We start from the raw sequence: 18,383 nt of genomic DNA on the forward strand, positions 1-18,383 counted from the left end.
GGGTCACCAGCGCGGTGGCCAGCCGTCGTCGTCGCCGAGCGGGGGCAGGTCGGCCAGTTTCTCCGGGTTGATCTGGTTGTAGATGGCGGTGATCCGGCCCTGGTCCACCGCGAAGACGGTGACCAGGCGGATCGGACGCCCGTCGCTGTGCACGGTCTCCATCTGCAGGCCGAGCGCGCCATCGACGAGCACGAGCCGGGCCCGCACCCGGTCGGCGTACCGGCCGGTCCGGCCGAACAGGCCGAGCGTGAAGCGGCCCACGGCGTCCGCGCCGACGACCGGCTGGCGGGCCGAGGGGTAGTGCCCGCCCGAGTCACCGACGAATACCACGTCCGGCGCGAGCACCTGGAGCAGTTGCTCCAACTCGCCGGACTCGGTGGCGGCGACGAACGCCTCGAGCACCCGGCGCTGCTCGGCCAGGTCCGCGGTGTGCCGGGGCACGTCCGGCGCGGTGACCGCCCGGCGTGCCCGGTGGGCGAGCTGACGGGCGGCCACCTCGGTGGTGCCGAGCACGTCGGCGACCCGGGCGAACGGCACCGCGAACACGTCGTGCAGTACGAGCGCCACCCGCTGCTCCGGCGCGAGCCGCTCCAGCACGACGAGCAGCGCCGTGCCGACCTGGTCGGTGCGGACCGCCCGCTCGGCCGGGTCGGGCGCGTAGCCGTCCATCGGCGTCGCCGCGCCCAGCGGGCTCACCACCGGCTCCGGCAGCCACTGCCCGGGGTACGCCTCGCGGCGGACCCGCGCCGAGCGGAGCACGTCCAGGCAGATCCGGGCGCAGGTGGTGGTCAGCCACGCGGACAGCTCGCGGATCTCGGCGCGAGCGCTCGGGTCGGCGAGGGCCTTGGCGTAGCGCAGCCAGGTTTCCTGCACGGCGTCCTCCGCCTCACTGCGGCTGCCCAGCATCCGGCGGGCCACCGAGAGCAGCCGCCCCCGCTCGGCCTCGAACTCAGTCGCCAGATCCCGCACGACCCACCACCCTCCCCGCCGGCACCACCCTGACGTCCATCCTCCCGCCGACCGGACGCCCCGGCTGCCCCGTGTCCGGCGGTGAGCCGGCCCGTGGACCGCGCCGACCGGGGGTGCCGGCTGCCCCGTGCCCGGCGGCGGGCCGGCCTGCGGACCGTGGCGATCGGGGGTGCCGGCTGCCCCGTGCCCGGCGGCGGGCCGGCCTGCGGACCGTGGCGATCGGGGGTGCCGGCAGCCCCGTGCCCGGCGGCGGGCCGGCCTGCGGACCGTGGCGATCGGGGGTGGGGTGAGGGGTGGGCCTCGGCGGGCGGATCGCCTGCGATTGGGCGATGATCCGTGGATGAGCGCACCCCAGCAAGGGCAGATCGTGGCACCGGACGGCGGTTCCGTTCGGGAGTTGCTGCGGGTCACCGCACCTGTGGACCTGGGCGCGGTCGACCCGCGGTCCACGCCCGGCGTGCCGAGCGCGGCGGGGCGCGGCGAGCACCGTAAGGCCTGGGCGCGGGAGCAGGTGGAGCTGGTCGGCGGCGAGCTGGGCCGGCAGCAGGAGATGCTCTACGCGATGGCCAAGACCGGGTCGGACCGGCCGGCACGCCGGGTCCTGCTGGTGCTCCAGGCGATGGACTGCGGTGGCAAGGACGGGACGATCAAGCGGGTGGCCGGCGCCATGAACCCGCTGGGCCTGCACATCCGCTCGTTCGGGCCGCCGACCCGCCAGGAGTTGCGGCACGACTTCCTGTGGCGGATCCGGCGGGAGTTGCCGCCGCCGGGGTACGTGGGGATGTTCAACCGTTCGCACTACGAGGACGTGTTGATCGCCCGGGTCGGCTCGCTGGTGCCGGAGGCGACCTGGCGGGCCCGCTATGACGAGATCAACTCGTTCGAGCGGGAGTTGACCGAGGGCCGGACGACAGTGGTCAAGGTGATGCTGCACATCTCGTACGCCGAGCAGGGCAAGCGCCTACTGGAACGACTCACCGACCCGCGCAAGCACTGGAAGTACAACCCCTCCGACGTCGACTCCCGGTCGCACTGGGACGACTACCAGGCCGCGTACGCCGAGGCCCTCAGCCGGTGCGGCACGGACGCCGCGCCCTGGTTCGTGGTGCCGGCGGACCGCAAGTGGTACCGGGACTGGGCGGTGGCCCATCTGCTGCGTGAGACGTTCGACACCCTCGACCTGGGGTATCCGGCTGCCGATTTCGATGTCGATCGTGAGCGGGAGCGGTTGGTCGCTGGGGGAGTGGGTGCGGGTGGGACGGTCGAGATGAACAGCAGATGAACGACCGGTGAATGACGCCTGGCCAGGGGTGGGCCGTCGAATTCGCGGTTCCGGCGTTTCCTAGCATTCACCCGACGGGTGCCCGACGGGTGCCGCCACCCTTCCACCGACGCGACGAGGTCTGTGCTGTGAAGTTTTCCTTCCGCCCCACCGAGGGCGCCTTCTACGAGCTCTTCACCAGGGCCGCGCAGAACCTGGTCCGAGGCACCGCGCTGCTCAACGAGCTGGCCCTGCCCGGCGTGGACGTGCAGTCCGTGAGCGAGCGGCTGACCGAGGTCGAGCACGACAGCGATCAGATCACCCACGACCTCTACAAGAAGATCAACTCGACGTTCATCACGCCGTTCGACCGGGAGGACATCTACCGGCTGGGCTCGCTGCTCGACGACGTGATGGACCACCTGGAAGCGGTCGGCGACCTGCTCTACCTGTACGGGCTGACCGAGCTGCCGGCGCTGCCCCGCGAGCTGCACGAGATGGTCAACGTGCTCGACCAGCAGGCCAAGCTGACCGCCGACGCGATGCCCCGGCTCAAGTCGATGAAGGATCTTGAGGACTACTGGATCGAGTGCAACCGGCTGGAGAACGAGGGCGACCGGATCAACCGGCAGTTGCTCGTCCGCCTCTTCTCCGGTGAGTACGACGCGTTGACGGTGCTGAAGATGAAGGAGGTGGCCGACGAGCTGGAGGCCGCCTGCGACGCCTTCGAGCACGTGGCCAACACGGTCGAGACCATCGCGGTCAAGGAGTCCTGATCCGGTGACTTTCACACCCGAACTCATCGCCGTGCTGGCGGTGATCGGGGTAGCCCTGGCGTTCGACTACACCAACGGCTTCCACGACGCCGCCAACGCGATCGCGACAAGCGTCTCCACCCGGGCGCTGACCCCCCGGATCGCCCTCGGCCTCGCCGCGGTCGGCAACTTCGTCGGCGCACACTTCGGCGCCGGCGTGGCCAAGACCGTCGGCGACGGCCTGGTCACCCTCCCGACCGGGGTGAACAGCCTCGGCGTGGTCTTCGCCGGGGTGCTCGGCGCGATCGCCTGGAACCTGATCACCTGGTACTTCGGTCTGCCCTCGTCGTCCTCACACGCGCTCTTCGGCGGCCTGGTCGGCGCGACCCTGCTGTCCACCGGCGGCATCGTGCAGTGGGGCAACATCGGCGAGAAGGTGCTGCTGCCGATGGTGCTCTCGCCGATCGTCGGTCTGACCCTCGGCTACCTGCTGATGCTTGCCATCCTCTGGCTGTTCCGGAAGGGGCAGCCGGGCAAGCTCAACCGGGGCTTCCGCTGGGCGCAGACCCTCTCCGCGGCCGCCATGTCGGTGGGCCACGGCATGCAGGACGCCGCCAAGACCATGGGCATCGTGGTGCTGGCGCTCTACACCGGCGGTTTCCAGGAGAGCAAGACGCACATCCCCGGCTGGGTGTTCTGGACCTCGGCGACGATGCTGGCCCTCGGCACGTACGCCGGCGGCTGGCGGATCATCCGCACCCTCGGTCGTAAGATCATCGACCTCGGGCCGCCGGAGGGCTTCGCCGCCGAGACGGTCGCCAGCGCGGTGCTCTACTTCAACGCCCTGGTGCTGAAGGCGCCGATCTCGACCACGCACACGATCACCTCGGCGATCATGGGCGTGGGCGCGACGAAGCGGCTCTCCGCGGTCCGCTGGAACGTCGCCGGCAACATCGTGCTCGCCTGGATCATCACGTTCCCGGCCGCCGCGCTCATCGCCTGCGTCACCTACCTGCTGGTCCGGCCGCTCTTCGGCTGACCGTCGCCGAGCAAGGGCCCCTCCGCGAGGAGGGGCCCTTTCTCTCATTCGTACCGCACGCCGATCTGCTCCCGCACCGTGTCCAGCAGCGCCATCACCTCAAGGGTCGTGGCGTGCGGCACCCGTGGGCTCTCGGTCAGCCCGGCGGCCAGGCAGCGCTGCACCTCGATCGCCTCGTACTGGTAGCCGTTGCCGGCCCCGTCGGCGACGATCGTCTCCGGCTCCGCGCCGGCCCGGTGCAGGACCACGGAACCCGGCCGGAAGAACGGCTCCGGCAGGTCGATCCGTCCCGTCGTGCCGGTGATCGAGGCGGTCTGCCCGCTCAACCCGACCATGCCGCAGCTCAGCGTGGCCAGCGCTCCGGTGTCGTAGCCGAACAGGATCCCGGTGTTCTCGTCCGTCCCCTCCGGGCCGAGCTGCGCCCAGGACCTGATGTGCTGCGGCACGCCGAGCAGCAGGTGGGCCAGGCTGATCGGGTAGATCCCCAGGTCGAGCAGGGCGCCCCCGCCCAGTGCGGCGTTGCGCATCCGGTGCTCCGGCGGGAACGGCCCGGCCACCCCGAAATCGGCCCGGACGCCGGTCACCGTGCCGATCGCCCCGTCCGCGATCAGCTCGACCACGCGCAGGATCAGCGGATTCAGTCGCATCCACATGGCCTCCATCAGGAAGACCCCGGCGGCGCGGGCCGTGTCCACCAACTCGGCGCTGCTGGCCAGGTCGAGGGTGAACGGCTTCTCCAACAGCACCGCCCGGCCGGCGGTCAGGCAGGTCATCGCCGCCTCGTGGTGCGCGGAGTGCGGGGTGGCCACGTAGATCGCGTCGACCTCCGGGTCGGCGGCCAACTCCACCCAGGATCCGTAGGCGCGCTTGGCGCCGTACGTGTCGGCGAAGCGCCGCGCGCTCTCGACGGCGCGCGAGCCGACCGCGACCAGCTCGGCGTCCGGCACCAGCCGGAGGTCTTCGGCGAAACGGCTGGCGATGTGGCCGGTGGCCAGAATGCCCCAACGAGTCATGCCGGAACGCTAGCCGAGCCAGGTGAACCGCCCGCTGCCGCCCGTCCGCATGACCAACACCGGTTTCGTGAGGTCGCGGCATCATGCCGTGGCTGATGCCGCGGTATCCAGGATGTCGAGTCGATCACCACGCCCGGCAGTCGAGTCGGTGGGAACTAGGCTCGCGGCATGACGATCAACAGCGACGGCTTCGCCGCGCCGGCCGCGCTGGTCGAGCACGCCCGCCGATTCCAGGCCGAGGGTGGCACCCCGGCGGTGCCGCGGGTCGCCGCCACCGTGCTGCTGCTGCGCCCGACAGACGTCGACTTCGAGGTGTACGTCATCCGCCGGGTCGCCGCCATGACCTTCGGCGGGATGTACGCCTTCCCCGGCGGCGGGGTGGACCGCTCCGACTCCGCGGCGCACCTGGACTGGGCGGGCCCGGCCCCGACCGAGTGGGCGGGCCGGCTCGGGGTGACCCCGGAAGCCGCCCAGGCCGTGGTCTGTGCCGCCGCCCGCGAGGTCTTCGAGGAGGCCGGCGTTCTGCTCGCCGGCCCGGACCCGACGACAGTGGTGGGCGACGTCAGCGGCGACGACTGGGAGGCCGCCCGGCAGGACCTGGAGGGGCGGCGGTTGGGTTTCGCCGAGCTGCTCGCCAACCGACAGCTCACCCTGCGGTCGGACCTGCTGCTGCCGTGGAGCCGGTGGATCACCCCGGAGTTCGAGCCGCGCCGCTTCGACACGTACTTCTTCGTGGCCCTGCTGCCGGCGGGACAACGGACCCGCGACGTCTCCGGCGAGGCCGACCACACGCTCTGGATCCGCCCGGCGGACGCGCTTGCCCGCGCCGAGGCGGGCGAGCTGACCATGCTGCCGCCCACCCTGGTCACGCTTGCCCAGGTGGCTGCGGCCGGCGACCTGGCCGGCGTGGCCAACGCGGCGGCTCATCGGGACGCCGCGACCCCGGTCACCCCACGCCTGGACCTCCCGCCGAACGGCGAACCCCGCTTCGTCCTGGGCTGACCGCTGCCCGCGCCTTGGGCGGTCCAGACCGCGCCCAAGATCTGCGCAACTACCCGGATATTGCTGTCTCCCGCGAGCCCGAGGCAGCAGCATCCCTGAAGTTGTGCGGATCTTGACGGCACGCGCAGGACACGAGCACCCGCAAGCGGGCTCCCACCGAAGATCGCGCTCGAACATGGATGTGGTGGCCTCCGGGCGCGGTGAGACCACTACATCCTTGATCGAGCACGATCTTGGCCGCGCCGCGCCGCGCCGCGCCGCGCCGGGCTGGGTCGCCCCCGTCGCGCTGGGCCTCGTCGGGGTACGCGGAAGGGGCGCCGGTCAGGTCGACCGACGCCCCTCGCGGACCGTGAACCAGCGGCTCAGCCGAAGCGGCCGGTGATGTAGTCCTCGGTCTTCTTCACGCTCGGGTTGCTGAAGATCTTCTGGGTGTTGTCGTACTCGATGAGGCGGCCCGGGTCGCCGGTCTTCTCGATGGAGAAGAAGGCGGTCCGGTCCGACACCCGGGCGGCCTGCTGCATGTTGTGCGTCACGATGATGATCGTGAACTTGTCCTTGAGCTGGAACATCAGGTCCTCGATGGCCAGCGTGGAGATCGGGTCCAGGGCCGAGCACGGCTCGTCCATCAGGACGACCTGCGGCTCGACCGCGATGGTCCGGGCGATGCAGAGCCGCTGCTGCTGACCGCCGGAGAGGCCCGCGCCGGGCTTGCCCATCCGGTCCTTGACCTCGTCCCACAGGTTCGCCGAGCGCAGCGCCTTCTCGGCCGCGTCCTCCAGGATCGACTTCTTCCGGACGCCGTTGAGCTTCAGGCCCGCCACCACGTTCTCGAAGATGCTCATGGTGGGGAACGGGTTCGGCCGCTGGAAGACCATGCCGATCGTGCGCCGGACCGCGGTGACGTCCACGTCCCGGTCGTAGATGTCCTGGTCGTCGATTGTCAGGCTGCCCTCGACCCGAGCCCCGGGCAGCACCTCGTGCATCCGGTTGATCGACCGCAGGAAGGTCGACTTGCCGCAACCGGACGGCCCGATCAGGGCGGTGACGGTCTTCGGCTCGACCGTCAGGTTGATGTTCTCGATCGCCTTGAAGCCGCCGTAGTACGCGGTGACGTTCGAGGCGGAGACGCGCTTGGCCATGGTGGTACCTCCGGGGTTCATCGGTTGAGCCGGTTGCGACGGGCCAGCAGTTTCGCCGCGATCGTCAGGATGAGCACGAGGGCGACCAGGGTGAGTGCAGCGGTCCAGGCGCGGTCCGGCGCGTACTTCGACGCGCTGCCGGCCTGCTGGTAGACGTAGAGCGAGAGCGACGACTGGTTGTTCTCGAACGGGTTGAAGTTGATCGCGGCGCCACCGCCGGCGATCAGCAACACCGGAGCGGTCTCGCCGGCCGCGCGAGCGATGGAGAGCATGACGCCGGTGACGATGCCCGGTAGCGCGGTGGGGAGCACCACCCGCAGGATGGTCTTCCACTTGGGCACGCCGAGCGCGTACGCGCCCTCTCGCAGTGGCGCCGGAACGAGGCGCAACATCTCCTCGGTGGAGCGGACGATCGTCGGCAGCATCAGCACCGCGAGGGCCAGCGCGGCGGCGAAGCCGGAGAAGCTCGGCCGGCCGTCGTTGAACCACGGCGACACGATCAGCACCCAGAACGCCAGCACGAACAGGCCGCTGACGATCGACGGGATACCTGTCATCACGTCGACGAAGAACCGGATCGCGAAGGCGAACTTGCCCCGGCCGTACTCGACGATGTAGATGGCGCAGAGCAGGCCGAGCGGCACGGTGATCAGGACAGCGATGCCGACCTGTTCCAGGGTGCCGATGATGGCGTGGTAGGCGCCGCCGTTCGGGTCCCGGGCGCCGATGTTGTTCATCGAGGTGAGGAAGAAGTCGCCGTCCAGCCGCTTGACGCCCTTGCTGAGCAGCGTCCAGACCACCGAGACGAGCGGCACCACGGCCAGCACGAACGCGGAGTGGATCAGCGCGCTCCAGGTGCGGTTGCGGGCCGCTCGTCGCCCCTCGACGGCGTTGGCCGCCGCGAAGAGGCCGGCCAGGTAGAGCAACGCGCCCAGCACGATGACGAGGACGGGGCCGCCGATGCTCGCGCCGTAGACGATCGCGACGGCGAGGGCCAGCGCGGCCACGGCGATGGCCGGCGCGGCGTACGCGGGCAGCCGCCGGGCCCGCAGCGTTTCCGGCTGGACCGGCGGCCGGGTGCGGTGTGAGGTGACCGTGGTGCTCATGCGGCGGACTCCGTGAACTCCCGGCGGCGGTAGATGATCGCCCGCGCGATGATGTTGACGACGAGCGTGATCGCGAAGAGCACCAGGCCGGATGCGATCAGGGCGCCGCGACCGGTGTCGTTCGCCTCGGCGAAGCGGTTGGCGATGTTGGCGGCGATGGTGTTGCCGCCGGACTCCAGCACGTTGAACGAGATGCTGTAGGTGGCCCCGAGGGTCAGTGCCAGCGCGATGGTCTCGCCGAGTGCCCGGCCGAGTCCGAGCATCACGGCGGCGATGATGCCGGGCCGCCCGTACGGCAGGACCGCGGTGCGCAGCATCTCCCACCGGGTGGCGCCGAGCGCGAGCGCGGCCTCCTCGTTCGCGGTGGGCGTCTGGAGGAACACCTCGCGGGTGAGCGAGGTGATGATCGGCAGCACCATGATCGCCAGCACGAGGGATCCGAGCAGGATGGAGTTGCCGTACGGGCCGTCGCCGCCGAAGATCGGGATCCAGCCGAAGTACGTGTTGAGCCAGCCGGACAGGTCGGTGACCGGGCCGATGAGGTAGTCGCGCCCCCAGAGGCCGAACACCACACTGGGTACGGCGGCCAGCAGGTCGATCAGGAAGCCGAGCGCGTTGCCGAGCCGCCGGGGCGCGTAGTGGGACAGGTACAGGGCGATGCCCATCGCCACCGGAACCGCCATGAGCAGCGCCAACGCGGCGGTGAGCACCGTACCGAAGGCGAGCGCGCCGATGCCGAACGTGGGCGGGTTGTCGTTCGGGAACCAGCCCTCGAAGGTCCAGAAGCTGGCGCTGTTGGCACGCAGGGCCGGGATCGCCTTGGCGATCAGGAAGACCGCGATGGCGACGATGATGACCAGAACCGTCGTGCCGGCGGCCAGGGTGAGGCCGTGGAAGGCCCGCTCGGCGCCGAAAGCGCGGGCCCGGGGCAGCGCGCCACCGCCGCCCAGCCCGGAACCGTCAGGGGAACGGGTGCTGACTGGTGCCTCGGCCACACGCGCCGAGGCACCGGCGGGCCACTCGTGACTCTGGGTCACGCGCGTCCCGCCGGTGCCGGCGTCGGCCGAGCGGTGAGGGGTTTCACCCATCTGCTCGCTCGATTCGGTTGCGGAGGTATGGGGTCGGGTCAGGAGAGGTTCTTGACCGCGGTCTCGACCTTGGTGCGGACCGTCTCCGGCAGCGGGGCGTAGCCCAGCTCGGTGAGAGAGGCCTGGCCCTCAGCGCTGGCGGCGTGGCCCAGCAGGCCCTTGACCAGCTTCAGCTTGTCGGCCGGGAGGCCCTTGCTGCAGACGATCTCGTACGTCGCCAGGACGATCGGGTACGCCCCGGCCTCCTTGGTGTTGTAGTCGATCGACATCTTGAGGTCGTCGCCCTGGCCCTCGATCTTGGCCCCGGCGATGGTCTTGCCGGCCGACTCGGCGGTCAGCGCGGCGAACTCGCCCGCACCGTTGCCGACCTTGGCCATCTTCAGGCTGGCGTTCTCGGCGTACGACCACTCGACGTACCCGATGGTGCCGTCCGTGCTCTTGATCTTGCTGGCAACGCCGTCCGACTTGGCGGCGCCCACGCCACCCGGGGCCTTCCAGGCCTTCGCGTTGCCCAGGGTCCAGTCCGCCGCGGCGGTCTTGGAGAGGAACTTGGTGAAGTTGTCGGTGGTGCCCGACTCGTCCGAGCGGTGCACCGCCTGGATGGCGGTCGACGGCAGCTTGGCGTCCGGGTTGTCGGCCTTGATCGCCGGGTCGTCCCACTTGGTCACCGTGCCGGCGAAGATCTTCGCCAGGGTGGCCGGCTTGACCTGGAGGTTGTCCACGCCGTTGAGGTTGAAGGCGATGGCGACCGGGCCGATCACCATCGGCAGGTTGATCGCGGCGCCACCGACGCACTTGGCGTCGGCCTTCGGCTGCTCCTCCGGCTTGAGCGCGGAGTCGGAGCCGGCGAAGTCGGCAGTGCCGTTCGTGAACGCCGTGATGCCGGCGCCCGAGCCGGACGGCTCGTAGTTGATCGTGACGCCCTGGCACTTCTGCTGGTACGCCTTGATCCACTCGTCCATGGCGTTCTTCTGCGCCGAGGAGCCCTGGGCGTTCACCGTGCCGGTGGCGCAGTCGACCGCGGCGGTCGAGCCCGAAGCGCTGGTGCTGGGCTCGTTGTTGTCCGAGCCGCATGCACTGAGACCGAGCGTCGCAGTAAGAGCGAGGCAGGCAATAGTGCCGTACCGCTGGAGCTTCACCTGAGGGGTTTCCCTTCGCGTCTGACTTGGCACCCCGAACCCGGGGACCGAGGACCGGCACTGACCGGCTGACACGAAAGTTAGAAGTGCCAGGTAGCCGGTTCGCCGGTCGCAAGTGAACGCGAGGTGAACACGTACGGCCCTCAAGGTGACCGCTTGCTGAGGGTGAGTTGTCCGTTAAGTGAACCCAGATACACCTGTCGGATGTATGGGTATATTTCCGGTTCGCTGTTATGTCGCCGACGTCCGGCCGTTACCCGCCGGTGACCCGGCCGGAGCGCCTGTCGACGGTCAGCCCAGGTGGTAGTTGATGTGCGCGGACCAGCGGGCGAAGCCCAGCCGCTCGTAGAGCGCGACGGCCCCGGCGTTCGACTCGTCCACGTAGAGCATCACCCGGTCCAGGCCCCGCCGGTCCCGCAGGTACGCCAGCCCGGCGGTGGTCAGGGCCCGGCCGAGCCCCCCGCCGTGCGCGGTCGGCTCCACGCCCAGCACGTACACCTCGCCGATCCGGGCCGACCCCGGGCGTTCGTGCACCTTGGTCCAGTGGAAGCCGAGCAGCCGACCGGTGGCGGTCTCCTCGGCGAGCAGGAAGCCGGCCGGGTCGAACCACGGCTCGCCGAGGCGGACGCGCAGGTCCTCCGAGGTCCACCGCCCCTGCTCGGGGTGCTCGGCGAAGGCGCGCGAGTTGAGGGTCAGCCAGGCCGCGTCGTCCGCACCGGGCCGGAACGCGCGCAGCGCCACCCCGTCGGGCAGGCGCGGCTCGCCCAGCGGGGCGGCCAGGGGCCGGCGCAACTGCCAGAGCACCCGCGCCCGGGTGAACCCGAGATCGACGCCGAGCGCCGCGGCCGAGGGGTGGTCGCCGTGCGCCCACGCCCGCAGCGGCCCGGTGGCCGAGGCGAGTACGCCCCGAGCCAGCGCCCGACCGGTGCCCCGCCGCCGGTACGCGGGGTGCACCACCAGCTCGACCCCGATCCCGCCGACCGGGTCGGTGGTGTCCAGGTGCGCGTACCCGGTGAGGGTGCCGTCGTCGGCACGGGCGATCAGGTGCAGGGCCGGGGCGTCCGGGTCACGCAGGCGGAGCAGGACGTGCTCGTCCAGTGGGTCCGCGCCGTCGGTGTCGCCCGCGGCACTGGCGAGGGCCAGTATCTCGCCGATCTCCGCCGCTGCCAGTCGGTCGGTCCGGGTCACCTGGTCGCTCGTCGGCTCCGCGCTGCTCATTCCGCCACCGTAACCGCTGCCTGTCCGGACGCCCGGACCGTCGCCGACACAGACCCGCAAAGCCGTGCCTCACGTCGGGTCGGTGGGCAGCGCCTCCAGCTCGAACCTGGCGGTCAGGTCGGGCAGGATCCGGCGCAGCGCGTCCACGGTGCCCTGCCGGTTCCCGCCGGCGTCGTGCAGCAGCACCACCGAGCCCGGTTCGGCCTGCGTCAACACGGTCGCGGTGATCTTCGCGGCGCCGGGCAGCTCCCAGTCGGACGGGTCCACCGACCAGTGCAGCGGGGTCATGCCGAGTTGCCGGGCCACCGACACCACGGGGTACGTCCAGGCGCCGCCCGGCTGGCGGTACCAGACGATCGGCGCGTTCGGCACCGCGGCCCGGATCGCCTCGTTGGTGCGCAGCAGGTCGGCGCGGATCGCGTCGGCCGAGCGGGCGCCCAGGCCGACGTCGTGGTGCCACGAGTGGTTGCACAGGGTGTGCCCCTCGTTGACGATCGCCTGGATCAGGTCGGGGTGGTTCTGCGCGTTCTCGCCGACCACGCAGAACGTGGCGTGGACGTCGTACTCGCGCAGGAGGGCGAGGACCTGTGGGGTGTAGCGCGGGTCGGGGCCGTCGTCGAAGGTCAGCGCGAGTCGTGGGGAGCCGGAGGTGGCGTGCGCCCCGAACAGGTTGTCGGTGCCCGTGGTCTGCCCCGACCCGTCCTGACCGGTCTCGGCGGGGCCGGTGCCGGCGCTCGGGGTGCCGGTGGGCGCACCGCCGGTGGGCGCACCGCCGGTGGGCGCACCGCCGGTGGGCTCGCCGCCGCTGGGCTGGTCGGCGTAGTGCGGCCCGTCGGTGCTTGTCGTGGCCCCGGCGGAGTGCCTCGGCGGAACCTGGTCGGGGACGAGACTGCGGCCCAGCGCGTACGCCGAGCCGAGCAGTGCCGCCACCACCACCGTCACGATCCCGACCGCACGCGCGGTCGAGTTGCCCGGCGTCACGGCATCCGCCCGGCTGGCCGCTCAGTCCGGCCCGTCGCCCCCGTGGTCACTGCGCGCACAGCCGCCCCCTTCTCCGACAAACCCGGCAGTCAGAATAGGACTGCCAAGCTGCGCAAAAAGGGCATATGGGAAATCGCTCGCGGCGACCTCGCGGATCAGACCGACAGTGGCGCGTGCTCCGCCTCGGGCAGCGATCGCGACGGCGGAACGACGAACTTGTAGCCGACCTGACGAACGGTGCCGATCATCGACTCGTACTCCGAGCCGAGCTTGGCGCGCAGTCGCCGGACGTGCACGTCCACCGTGCGGGTGCCGCCGAAGTAGTCGTAGCCCCAGACCTCGCGCAGGAGCTGGTCCCGGGTGAACACCCGACCCGGGTGCTGGGCCAGGAACTTCAGCAGCTCGAACTCCTTGTAGGTGAGGTCGAGCGGGCGACCCTTGAGCTTGGCCGCGTACGTGTCCGGGTCGATGTTCAGCTCGCCGGCCCGGATCGAGCCGCCGGCGCCCGCGGTCGCGTTGCTCAGCCGGCCCACCGCCAGCCGCAGCCGTGCCTCGACCTCGGCGGGGCCGGCCGAGGCGAGGATGACGTCGTCGACGCCCCAGTCCGCGTTCAACGCGATCAGGCCGGCCTCGGTCACCACCGCGACAAGCGGCACGCCGAGCCCGGTGGCGTGCAACATTCGGCAGGTCGCGCGGGCCTCGCTCAACTCCGACCGGGCGTCCACCATCACCGCGTCCGGGCTGGGGCCCGCGACAAGTGTGCGGACGTCACGCGGCGCGGTGCGAACCGAGTGCGGCAACAGGTCGAGTGCCGGCAGCACAGCCGACGGTTCGCCTGCGCGCGCAGTCACCAGCAGCAGGATCTCCACGATCACCTCCGTCCCGGCGGCGCAAGGCCGCACGCGACCAGACACACTCACGAGGGAGCGCGCTGAGAAATTGCGTGGTCCCGGCGTCGCTGACGGGCGGGGTAACGGGTTGAGCGTAACCGATCGCCTCGGCCGCGCCGGCGGGCCATTTCCCGTTTGTCTATCTTGCCCCTGATCGTGGCCCAGGTTTTAACGTTGTCGAAACCCGTGACCACCGCGTCGGGCCGTCGGTCTGGCACGATCGGGTCGTGTTTCCCTCCACGTCGCCCGAGGCCGGCCGCGAATCGTGGCCCGCCGGGCCCCACCCGGGCCCGGCCGCCACACCGACCCGCGGCCAACCGCCCGCGCCGCGTACCGGCCCGGCCACCACCACCGACGGCGAACGCCGCGGACGGGGTGGGCCTCGTCGGGCCCGTCGAGCCGGTGAGCCGGCCCGCCGATCCGAGGACGAGGTCGACGAGCCGGAGGAGGAGGTCGTACCCCCGGTCGAGGTGCGCCGTCAGTTGGCGGTGACGATCGCCGGCTTCGCCGCGCTGCTCGGTCTCGGTCTGGTGCTCGGCGCGCAGACGTCGGGTCCCGGTCACCGCCTGCCGTTCGCCTTCATCATCTTCGGCGTCCAGTTGCTGTTCGTGCTGGCCTGGACCATGGCCATGCGACCGCCCGCGTTGCTCGTGGTCGCCGGGATCAGCGCCACTGTCGCGGCGCTCGTCGACATCGCCGCGGTGCAGACCGACGTCGCCGGCCTGGCGCCGCTCGGCTACCTGGCCGCCGGCGGGTTCCTCGCCGCGGTGCTCGGCCAACTGGTCCGTCGGGTCGACCGGGTCCGGGTCACCGACTCACTCGGCGCCACGCTGCTCATCGTGGTCGGGGTGGTGGCCTTCGGCACCCTGATCGTGCTCAGCCGGATCCCGGCCGGCACCCAGGCGATCACCGTCTGCCTTTCCGCCAGCGGCGTCGCGCTCACCGTCGCCCGGTTGACCGACGCCGTGCTGCCCTGGCCCCGGCTGGCTCCGCAGGTGCCACGCGGCGCCGCCGGTGTGGTGGCCGGCGCGATGGTCGGCACGCTCACCAGCGCGCTTTTGGGCAGCTATCTGGTAGCTCCCTTCACGCCGACCCGGGCCGCCGTGATCGGCCTGGTCGCGGCCGTCACCGCCGTCCTCTCCGATCTCGCCGTGGGGTACGCGGAGGCGGGGCGGCTGATGGCCGGCGAGACGCCCACGATGTGGGTGGCCCGGCACATGCAGGGTCCGCTCGGCGGGTTCGCCCTCGCGGCGCCGGCCGCGTACGCGATGTGCATGCTCTTCCTCTGAGTCACGGTTGAGCGCTGGGTCGGTCGGGTACCTACGGGTGCGCCGCCCTGCGGCGTCGGTACGAACGACCTGTCGCGACGCGACGGGCGGAGACAGGAGGCGGCGTGGCGCAGGACTATCCGGTGGACGAGGCGCGACCTCGACGCCGTGGCCGCAAGCTGCTCATCGGGCTGTTCGTGCTGCTCCTGCTGCTGGCCGGGTTGCTTGTGGTCGCCGACCGGGTGGCCGTCGGGGTCGCCGAGCGGATGATCGGTGACCGCGTCCAGCAGGAGGTCACCAAGCAGGGCGCGCAGTCCACCAAGCCGGACGTGGAGGTCGCCGGAGTCCCGTTCCTCACCCAGGTGCTCGACGGCCGCTACCAGCGGATCTCGATCAAACTGCGGGACGTGCAGGCCCCGGTCCAGGGCGACACCGTGCGGTTGTCGGTGCTCAACGTGGACGCCCGCAACGTGCGGGCCTCGGTGGACACCCTGCGCTCCGGCCAGGGTGACGTCGTGGCCGACACCGTCGACGGCACCGGCACGATCAGCTACGAGAGTCTGGCGGCGCTGCTGAAGCGCCCCGGGCTCACCCTCGGCGAGCAGAACGGCAAGCTCGCCATCACGGGCCCGATCGACATCTTCGGTCAGAAGGTCACGATCAGCGGCACCGCCGAGGTCACGGTCGCCGACAACGGCGCGGTCGCCCTGCGGTTCAACGACCTGGACGCCGCTGGTCTGCCGAACCTGCCGATAGCCCGCACCGCCCTGAGCAACTTCGCCAAGAGCATCTCCATCGACGTTCCCCTGCCGGACCTGCCGTTCCAACTCGCCGTCCGGGAGGTCCGTCCGCTGCCGGAAGGGCTGGCGGTCACCGCCGACGCGAAGAACGTACCGATCAATTCCGCGAGCTGAGTGGGGCCCGGGCCGGACGCCGGCCCGGGCCATTCCCGGATGGTGGTCGGCTCAGTGGCAGCACGGTCACCGGCTGGTAGGCTCCCTGCTCATGGGGACCCACCTCACCAAACGGCGCGCGGTCGACCTGTGCCGCGTGGCCACCTGCCTGTGTCGCCCCGTCATCTGACGGCGGGGCTGTCTCCGGCCGCCTGACGGCGGCCACCGGCACAGGGTTCTCGCACCCTCCGGTAATCCCACCGAACGCCCGGCAGCGGCGCCGTCGCACGAACCCGTGATCCCGTCCTTCCGCTGGGTCCCGCGCGTGGTGCGACAGTCACACCCATCGATACGCGCGCGTTGGCTCACCATCCATCCTCACCAGGGAGTGATTCGATGAGTCGCGACACCGCACTCGTTTCGGCCGAGTGGGCCGAGAAGAACCTCGACGCCCCGGGCGTCGTCTTCGTCGAGGTCGACGAGGACACCTCGGCCTACGACACCGGCCACATCGCCGGCGCCATCAAGATCGACTGGAAGACCGACCTCCAGGACCAGGTCCGCCGGGACTTCGTCAACAAGACCCAGTTCGAGGCGTTGCTCTCCGAGCGCGGCATCAGCAACGACGACACCGTCATCCTCTACGGCGGCAACAACAACTGGTTCGCCGCGTACGCCTACTGGTACTTCAAGCTCTACGGCCACCGCGACGTGAAGCTGCTCGACGGCGGTCGCAAGAAGTGGGAGCTGGATGCCCGCCCGCTGGTCACCGACGCGGTGACCCGCCCGGCGACGCAGTACGTCGCGCAGGAGCCGGACACCTCCATCCGGGCGTTCCGCGACGAGGTCGTCGACGCGATCGGCACCAAGAACCTCGTCGACGTGCGCAGCCCCGACGAGTTCGCCGGCCGGCTGCTCGCCCCCGCCCACCTGCCCCAGGAGCAGGCGCAGCGGGCCGGCCACATCCCCACCGCGATCAGCGTCCCGTGGTCCAAGGCGGCCAACGAGGACGGCACCTTCCGCTCCGACGACGACCTGCGCCGGATCTACGGCGACGCGGGCCTCGACGACAGCAAGGAAACCATCGCCTACTGCCGCATCGGCGAGCGCTCCTCGCACACCTGGTTCGTGCTGCAGGAGCTGCTGGGCCACCGCAACGTCAAGAACTACGACGGCTCCTGGACCGAGTACGGCTCCCTTGTCGGCGTGCCGGTCGCGCTCGGCGACGAACCCGGGGAGGCCTGATCATGACGCTCCCCACCGCCGCGGGTTGCGCCGCACCCGACCAGGCCGCGCCGCTGCCGGCCAGCCTGGACCTGGAGAAGGAAACCGTCATCACCGGCATCGTCCGCTCCGCTGAGGACGAGCCGGTGCCGGGCGCGTACGTCCGACTGCTCGACTCGACGGGCGAGTTCACCGCCGAGGTGGTGACCTCGGCCGCCGGCCAGTTCCGGTTCTTCGCCGCGCCGGGATCCTGGACGCTGCGGGCCCTGTCCCGGCACGGCAACGGCGACACCGCGATCACCGCAGGTCGGGGTGTCAACGAGGTTGGTGTCACTGTCTCCTGACCCACCGCTCTGATCGACCGGGGCCGGTCACCCGCACGGGTGACCGGCCCCGGTCGTGCGCTCGGCACAGCACGGGCGGCGTGGGCGGGTGCCCGCCGACTCCGTCCGGTCGGCGGCCCTCGTCGGCACGCCCGGCTCCGCCGCCGGGCCGGCGGCGGACGCGTGACACCATGACCGGGTGAGCGGTGCTGTCCAGACAGGTTGGGTCTCGTCGGCCGGTCCCACCGTGCCGGCACCCGCCCGGCGACGGGGGCGGTGGCTGTTGGCCGCGACCGTGGCCTGGGCCGTGCTGCTGGCCGCGCTCACCTGGATGTCGGTCCGCACCGACCCGCCCACGGTTCGCGAGCAGCGTTCCCTCGACCAGGCCGGCCCGGTGGTCGACCGGGCGGTCGGCGAGCTTGCCCGGGCGGCCGGTGCCGCCGGCCTGCTGGAGCTGAGCCCGCCGCGGATCGCGGCGGGCTGCCGGGTCACCCCCCTCGCCGAGGGGGCGAGGCTGCGCCGTGAGATCGGCGTGCTCGCGCCCCCCGGCACCGAGCGGGCCGTGTTGGCCGGCATCGCCGACCGGCTGCCGGCGACCTGGCAGGCCGGCGTCCGCTCCGGGCTGAACGGCCCACAGTTGCGCGCCGACGCCGGTGAGTTCGTGGCCGTCGAGGGACGGCCGACCGTGGACGGCCGGGTGCTGCTGTTCGTCGACACCGGTTGCCGGCCGGTCGGCTCCGGCTACCGGCCAGCTCAGCCGACCGCCGCCGGTCCGGAAGCCGCCGCCCTGACCGCCGCGCTGGCGGCGCTCGGCCGGCCCGCTGACGCCGCGCCGGAGCTGGTCACCGCGCCCTGCCCGGGCGGCGGGTCGGCCCGCACCGCGCGGTCGGCGGGCGGTCCCGGCCCGGAGGCGTCGACGGCCGCCCTCGCCCCGCTGGCCGGCGCGACCCCACTGCTGGACAAACCCCCGGTGTACGCGTACCGCACCGGCCCGGTCACGGTGCTCGCCGACCTCGCACCGGAGGACACCCGACTGGCCGCCACCGTCGGCTGCCCGAGCTGACCCGGGCAGGCC

Annotated in this window: 19 protein-coding genes; 10 read left to right on the plus strand and 9 right to left on the minus strand. The window is 71.5% G+C overall.

From position 1 onward, the window contains the following. Nucleotides 1–3: 3 nt before the first annotated feature. Entirely contained in the window at nucleotides 4–969 is a 966-nt protein-coding gene (sigJ, locus tag ACPXBU_RS27225) for an RNA polymerase sigma factor SigJ (protein ID WP_425760236.1), read from the minus strand. A 340-nt stretch (nucleotides 970–1,309) separates the two neighbouring features. On the opposite strand from sigJ, the gene ACPXBU_RS27230 reads away from it, so the two are divergent. The 3 genes from ACPXBU_RS27230 to ACPXBU_RS27240 all read left to right on the plus strand — a co-directional run bounded on the left by ACPXBU_RS27230 (nucleotide 1,310) and on the right by ACPXBU_RS27240 (nucleotide 4,024). After that, nucleotides 1,310–2,251, plus strand: a complete 942-nt coding sequence (locus ACPXBU_RS27230; protein ID WP_393369756.1) for a PPK2 family polyphosphate kinase — start codon at nucleotides 1,310–1,312, stop codon at nucleotides 2,249–2,251. 128 nt (nucleotides 2,252–2,379) lie between these two features. Beyond that, complete coding sequence (locus tag ACPXBU_RS27235; RefSeq protein WP_053655020.1) at nucleotides 2,380–3,006, plus strand: DUF47 domain-containing protein; 627 nt, start codon at nucleotides 2,380–2,382, stop codon at nucleotides 3,004–3,006. Nucleotides 3,007–3,010: 4 nt separating this feature from the next. Further along, nucleotides 3,011–4,024, plus strand: coding sequence for an anion permease (locus ACPXBU_RS27240; RefSeq protein WP_425760237.1), 1,014 nt, complete (start codon nucleotides 3,011–3,013; stop codon nucleotides 4,022–4,024). Nucleotides 4,025–4,068: 44 nt separating this feature from the next. Here ACPXBU_RS27240 and ACPXBU_RS27245 read toward each other — a convergent pair whose 3' ends face one another. Next, on the minus strand, nucleotides 4,069–5,037 hold the full coding sequence (locus tag ACPXBU_RS27245) for a Gfo/Idh/MocA family protein (protein WP_425760238.1): 969 nt from the start codon (nucleotides 5,035–5,037) through the stop codon (nucleotides 4,069–4,071). A gap of 168 nt (nucleotides 5,038–5,205) precedes the next feature. Here ACPXBU_RS27245 and ACPXBU_RS27250 point away from each other — a divergent pair, with 168 nt between their 5' ends. Continuing rightward, nucleotides 5,206–6,039, plus strand: a complete 834-nt coding sequence (locus ACPXBU_RS27250) for an NUDIX hydrolase (protein ID WP_425760239.1) — start codon at nucleotides 5,206–5,208, stop codon at nucleotides 6,037–6,039. 362 nt (nucleotides 6,040–6,401) lie between these two features. On the opposite strand, the gene pstB is transcribed toward ACPXBU_RS27250, so the two are convergent. The 7 genes from pstB to ACPXBU_RS27285 form a co-directional block, all read right to left on the minus strand. Then, nucleotides 6,402–7,178, minus strand: a complete 777-nt coding sequence (pstB, locus tag ACPXBU_RS27255; protein ID WP_425760240.1) for a phosphate ABC transporter ATP-binding protein PstB — start codon at nucleotides 7,176–7,178, stop codon at nucleotides 6,402–6,404. Nucleotides 7,179–7,195: 17 nt separating this feature from the next. After that, nucleotides 7,196–8,284 (minus strand): phosphate ABC transporter permease PstA, encoded by a 1,089-nt coding sequence (gene pstA / locus ACPXBU_RS27260; protein WP_425760241.1) that lies wholly within the window; start codon nucleotides 8,282–8,284, stop codon nucleotides 7,196–7,198. Continuing rightward, on the minus strand, nucleotides 8,281–9,372 hold the full coding sequence (gene pstC, locus ACPXBU_RS27265) for a phosphate ABC transporter permease subunit PstC (protein ID WP_393369767.1): 1,092 nt from the start codon (nucleotides 9,370–9,372) through the stop codon (nucleotides 8,281–8,283). Before pstC ends, pstA begins: the two co-directional genes overlap by 4 nt. A gap of 38 nt (nucleotides 9,373–9,410) precedes the next feature. Beyond that, nucleotides 9,411–10,511 (minus strand): phosphate ABC transporter substrate-binding protein PstS, encoded by a 1,101-nt coding sequence (gene pstS / locus ACPXBU_RS27270; protein WP_425760243.1) that lies wholly within the window; start codon nucleotides 10,509–10,511, stop codon nucleotides 9,411–9,413. Between the two features lie 291 nt (nucleotides 10,512–10,802). Continuing rightward, nucleotides 10,803–11,729 (minus strand): mycothiol synthase, encoded by a 927-nt coding sequence (gene mshD / locus ACPXBU_RS27275; protein ID WP_393369773.1) that lies wholly within the window; start codon nucleotides 11,727–11,729, stop codon nucleotides 10,803–10,805. A gap of 69 nt (nucleotides 11,730–11,798) precedes the next feature. Continuing rightward, nucleotides 11,799–12,671, minus strand: coding sequence for a polysaccharide deacetylase family protein (locus ACPXBU_RS27280; protein ID WP_425760244.1), 873 nt, complete (start codon nucleotides 12,669–12,671; stop codon nucleotides 11,799–11,801). Nucleotides 12,672–12,865: 194 nt separating this feature from the next. Continuing rightward, entirely contained in the window at nucleotides 12,866–13,585 is a 720-nt protein-coding gene (locus ACPXBU_RS27285; protein ID WP_393369778.1) for a winged helix-turn-helix transcriptional regulator, read from the minus strand. Nucleotides 13,586–13,827: 242 nt separating this feature from the next. Here ACPXBU_RS27285 and ACPXBU_RS27290 point away from each other — a divergent pair, with 242 nt between their 5' ends. The 6 genes from ACPXBU_RS27290 (at nucleotide 13,828) to ACPXBU_RS27315 (ending at nucleotide 18,371) form a co-directional block, all read left to right on the plus strand. Beyond that, entirely contained in the window at nucleotides 13,828–14,889 is a 1,062-nt protein-coding gene (locus tag ACPXBU_RS27290) for a hypothetical protein (protein ID WP_393369781.1), read from the plus strand. 104 nt (nucleotides 14,890–14,993) lie between these two features. Beyond that, nucleotides 14,994–15,782: a DUF2993 domain-containing protein gene (locus tag ACPXBU_RS27295; protein ID WP_425760245.1), complete on the plus strand. Its 789-nt coding sequence runs from the start codon at nucleotides 14,994–14,996 to the stop codon at nucleotides 15,780–15,782. A gap of 91 nt (nucleotides 15,783–15,873) precedes the next feature. Then, nucleotides 15,874–15,951, plus strand: a complete 78-nt coding sequence (locus ACPXBU_RS27300; RefSeq protein WP_310503780.1) for an Ms5788A family Cys-rich leader peptide — start codon at nucleotides 15,874–15,876, stop codon at nucleotides 15,949–15,951. A gap of 206 nt (nucleotides 15,952–16,157) precedes the next feature. Continuing rightward, entirely contained in the window at nucleotides 16,158–17,006 is an 849-nt protein-coding gene (locus ACPXBU_RS27305) for a sulfurtransferase (RefSeq protein WP_393369787.1), read from the plus strand. 2 nt (nucleotides 17,007–17,008) lie between these two features. Continuing rightward, nucleotides 17,009–17,329: a DUF1416 domain-containing protein gene (locus ACPXBU_RS27310; protein ID WP_425760246.1), complete on the plus strand. Its 321-nt coding sequence runs from the start codon at nucleotides 17,009–17,011 to the stop codon at nucleotides 17,327–17,329. Between the two features lie 178 nt (nucleotides 17,330–17,507). Further along, nucleotides 17,508–18,371: a hypothetical protein gene (locus ACPXBU_RS27315; protein ID WP_425760247.1), complete on the plus strand. Its 864-nt coding sequence runs from the start codon at nucleotides 17,508–17,510 to the stop codon at nucleotides 18,369–18,371. The last annotated feature ends 12 nt before the right edge of the window (nucleotides 18,372–18,383 follow it).

The sequence above is a fragment of the Micromonospora sp. DT231 genome, assembly GCF_049847025.1.
Lineage (GTDB): Bacteria > Actinomycetota > Actinomycetes > Mycobacteriales > Micromonosporaceae > Micromonospora.